Origin of the sequence: Streptomyces sp. NPDC007162 (assembly GCF_040634175.1) — a bacterium.
GTDB lineage: Bacteria > Actinomycetota > Actinomycetes > Streptomycetales > Streptomycetaceae > Streptomyces.
The window spans coordinates 1-3534 of the sequence record NZ_JBEYFC010000736.1 but is presented as its reverse complement, the minus strand read 5'-3'; the positions used below and the strand labels follow the sequence as shown (position 1 = coordinate 3534).

Below are 3534 nucleotides of genomic sequence, written 5' to 3'. Positions count from 1 at the left end.
AGGGGATCCTGCCCCAGTTGGCGCACGTCGACGTCATCCGGGGTGCGGTGCGCGGCCCGGTCGCCGACCGCGACACCTGGCAGGCGCCCGACACGCTCGTGGTACCCAGAGGCCTGTACTCCTTGCTGGTGTACCGGCTGTGGTCGACCCTGCGCCGGGTGCTCTGCCTCCTCGCCCACCGGGGCGGCTACCGCGCCATCGACCGCGCCCAGACCTGGCTCGCCCCCCTGATGCTGGTCGGCATGCTCGCCGCCTGGCTGGGCGGGGCGTTCCTCGGCTTCGGGATGCTGCTGTACGCGTTCTCCCCGCTGTCCTGGAGCATCGCGTTCCGGGAGGCGGGCTCCAGCCTGTTCACCCTCGGGTTCGCCAGCGGGGCCCGGCTGCGGCTGTCCGCGCTGGACTTCGTCGCCGCCGCCACCGGCCCCGTCGTCATCGCACTGCAGATCGCCTACCTTCCCACGCTGTACGCGGCCTACAACCGCCGCGAACTGGAGGTCACCCTGCTCCAGTCCCGGGCCGGCGAGCCCGCCTGGGGCCCGGAGATCCTCGCCCGGCAGTGGCTGGTCGACACCGAGACCGCGCTGCCCGAGCTGTACCGGGCCTGGGAGCGGCTGGCCGCGGACATGGGGGAGAGCCACGCCACCTACCCCGTGCTGCTGGCGTTCCGCTCGCCCCGCCCCTACCGCAGCTGGCTGGTCGGCCTGATCGCCGTCATGGACGCGGCGGCCATGCAGCTCGCCCTCACCCCCGGCACTGCGCCGCCGGCAGCCCGTCTGATGCTGCGCGCCGGTTTCACCGCGCTGCGCGACATCGCCGCCTCGGTGCGGGCGACCTTCGACACCGACCCGGCCCCGGACACCCCGATCGACCTGACCTACGCGGAGTTCGAGGCGGCCGTGGCCATGCTGGAGAAGACCGGCTTCCGGGCCGAGCGCTCCACCGCGGAGGCCTGGCCGCACTTCCACGGCTGGCGGGTCAACTACGAGGCCGTCGCCTACGAGCTGTGCCGCCGCTGCGACGCCGTACCCGCTCTGTGGACCGGCCCGCGTGACTTCCCGTCGGAGCCGATCCCGCCCCGCCGGCCGGTGGACCGGCGGCCCGGTGAAGGACCGGCGGCCCGGTGAAGGCCGGCCGGAAGTTCCCCCGCCACGGGTAGCGGGGCCCGTCCTGCGGGAAGATCCCACCAGGGTCAGGGGAGAGCGAGAGGGGCGGATCGTCGTGAGGGTCGTCCTGCTGGGCACCGCCGCCGACGGCGGGTTCCCGCGGTGGAACTGCGCCTGCGCGCTGTGCGCCGCCGCCCGGGACGGCAAGCTGCCCTCCCGTACCCAGGAGTGCGTCGCCCTGAGCGGCAACGGCCGCGACTGGTGGCTGCTCAACGCCTCCCCGGACGTCCGCGCCCAGCTCGCCGCCACCGCCGCGCTGTGGCCCGGACCCGGTCCCCGGGACACCCCGGTGCGCGGGGTGCTGCTCACCGACGCGGAGGCCGACCATGTCACCGGGCTGAGCGTGCTGCGGGGCGCGCCGGACCTCAAGGTCTACGCGGCCCCGCCCGTACGCACGCTGCTGGCTCCCGCCCGTGCCGCCCTCGACCGCTACACCCCCTGGGAGTGGGCCGACAGCCTGGCCGACGGCGGGTTCGTGCTGGCCGGTGGGCTGGTGGTCACCGCCCACCCGATGGGCGCCACGGTCCCGACGTATGTGCCGCCGGGGCCGACGGCCGCTGGGTCACGGCGTACCGGATCGAGGACCTGGCCACCGGGGGAGTGCTGCTCTACGCGCCCTGTGTCGGTACGTGGAGCGACGCCCTCGACGAGCTGTGCGCGGAGGCGGACTGCGTCCTGCGGACGGCACCTTCTTCACCGCGGGCGAGGCGGGCACCAGGGCCCGCTCCGGCCCCCGGCAGACGGTCAGGGGCCTTCTGCCCGTCTCCGGCCGGCACGGCAGCCTCGCGGCCCTGGCCCGCCACCCCCGCACCCGCCGGATCTACACGCACCTCGACAGCACGAACCCGCTGCTCGACCCGGCGTCCGGGGCCCGCGCCCAAGTGGCCGCGGAAGGCGTCGAAGTCCTCCCGGACGGCATCGAGTTCGCCCTCTGAACGGCCCTAGACCGCCGGGTGCTCCAGCATCCGCTCCAGCGCCGCCCGCTGCAACGGCCGTACCTCGGCGTGCAGGGCGCGGCCCTTGGCGGTGAGCGCGACCCACACGCCCCGCCGGTCCTCGACACAGACCGACCGCTCCACCAGGCCGTCCTTCTCCAGCCGTCCGATCAGCCGGGACAGCGCGCTCTGGCTCAGATGCACCCGTCCGACCAGGTTCTGCACCCGGCAGTGGTCACCCTCGGCGGGCGTCTCGGTGGCCAGCAGGTCGAGCACCTCGAAGTCGCTCGCGCCCAGCCCGTGCGGATGCAGCACCCGGTCGATCTCGCACATCGTGCGCGCGTGCACCGAAAGGATGTCCCGCCACCGGTCTTCGAGCCGGGCCTCGGCCGTCTTGACTGCCATACCCGCACGGTAGCACTGATCCGGCCAATCGTTGAGTGTGCAACTAGTGCGGGTGCATGCGGTCCTGTGCTCAGGCGACCGGGTCCTGGAGCAGCCCCACCATGTTCCCGTCGGCGTCCTTCACCGAGGCGACCAGCCGGCCGTTGCCGACGTCCCGCGCGTCCTGCACCAGCTCGGCACCCGCGTCCAGCAGTGCCGCGAGCCGCTCCCGCAGGTCGGTGACGTGCCAGAACGGCGTGGGTCCTGTGAGCCCCTGGGCGTGCCCGTTGGGGTCGAGGCCGACATCCTGCCCGGCGGCCTTGTACCCGATGTAGTACGGCGTGTCGGCGTACGGCTCCGCGCCCAGCAGCGCACCGAACACGGCCTTGGCGCGCTCCGCGTCCTTCACGGGGTAGACGATCGTCTGGATGCCTGCGGTCATGGACCTTCTCCTTGTCGCGCTGCGTGGTCCGACGTGTTCTCCGTCGGTGGAACCACGCTAGGCCAGGGGCGCCCACCGCGGCTTCTCCGATCCTGACCGGTAGCGCACCCGCAGGTGCGGCTCACGCGGAGTCGCGCACCACCAGCTCCGTAGGCAGGATCACCGCCGCCGGATCCTCCCCGCCGATCTGCGCGAGCAGCACCCGCACCATCTCGGTGCTGATCCGGTCCCAGGGCTGCCGGATCGTGGTGAGCGCCGGGCTCACCTCGGTCGCCACCGGGGAGTCGTCGAAGCCGCCGACAGCGATGTCGTCCGGCACCCGCTTCCCGGCCCGCTCCAGCACCGTCAGCACGCCCTGCGCCATCAGGTCGGAGGCCACGAACACGGCGTCCAGGTCGGGGGCCTGGGCGAGCAGCCGTTCGGCGCCGGCCGCGCCGCTGGCCCGGCTGTAGTCCCCGGACACGACGAGCGCCTCGTCGATCTCGACGCCCGCCTCGGTGAGGACCTCCTGGTACCCGGCGAGCCGCTCGACACCGCCGGGGGTGTCCAGCGGGCCGGTGATCATGCCGATCCTGCGGCGGCCCACGGCCAGCAGATGCCGGACCATGTC

General features: G+C 73.7%; 5 protein-coding genes and 1 pseudogene. 3 read left to right on the top strand and 3 right to left on the bottom strand.

Annotated elements, in window-relative coordinates; translation table 11 throughout:
• The 3 genes and pseudogenes from ABZ646_RS43065 to ABZ646_RS43055 form a co-directional block, all read left to right on the top strand.
• Positions 1-1124, top strand: a 1124-nt coding sequence (locus ABZ646_RS43065) for a hypothetical protein (protein ID WP_360532212.1), incomplete at its 5' end; no start/stop codon positions are given.
• Positions 1048-1632, top strand: a pseudogene (locus ABZ646_RS43060) (MBL fold metallo-hydrolase); the annotation flags it as partial. The gene ABZ646_RS43065 and the pseudogene ABZ646_RS43060, both read left to right, overlap by 77 nt.
• Before the next feature lie 184 nt (positions 1633-1816).
• Positions 1817-2098, top strand: coding sequence for a hypothetical protein (locus ABZ646_RS43055; RefSeq protein WP_360532215.1), 282 nt, complete (start codon positions 1817-1819; stop codon positions 2096-2098).
• Between the two features lie 6 nt (positions 2099-2104).
• On the opposite strand, the gene ABZ646_RS43050 is transcribed toward ABZ646_RS43055, so the two are convergent.
• The 3 genes from ABZ646_RS43050 to ABZ646_RS43040 form a co-directional block, all read right to left on the bottom strand.
• Positions 2105-2503 (bottom strand): MarR family transcriptional regulator, encoded by a 399-nt coding sequence (locus ABZ646_RS43050; protein ID WP_360532209.1) that lies wholly within the window; start codon positions 2501-2503, stop codon positions 2105-2107.
• A 70-nt stretch (positions 2504-2573) separates the two neighbouring features.
• On the bottom strand, positions 2574-2924 hold the full coding sequence (locus ABZ646_RS43045) for a VOC family protein (RefSeq protein WP_360532206.1): 351 nt from the start codon (positions 2922-2924) through the stop codon (positions 2574-2576).
• A 121-nt stretch (positions 2925-3045) separates the two neighbouring features.
• Positions 3046-3534, bottom strand: a 489-nt coding sequence (locus ABZ646_RS43040) for a substrate-binding domain-containing protein (RefSeq protein ID WP_360532203.1), incomplete at its 5' end; no start/stop codon positions are given.

Excerpts from the sequence above, each read along its gene's own strand:
- ABZ646_RS43050 (WP_360532209.1), bottom strand. The coding sequence starts at position 2,503 with ATGGCAGTCAAGACGGCCGAGGCCCGGCTCGAAGACCGGTGGCGGGAC.
- ABZ646_RS43045 (WP_360532206.1), bottom strand. The coding sequence starts at position 2,924 with ATGACCGCAGGCATCCAGACGATCGTCTACCCCGTGAAGGACGCGGAG.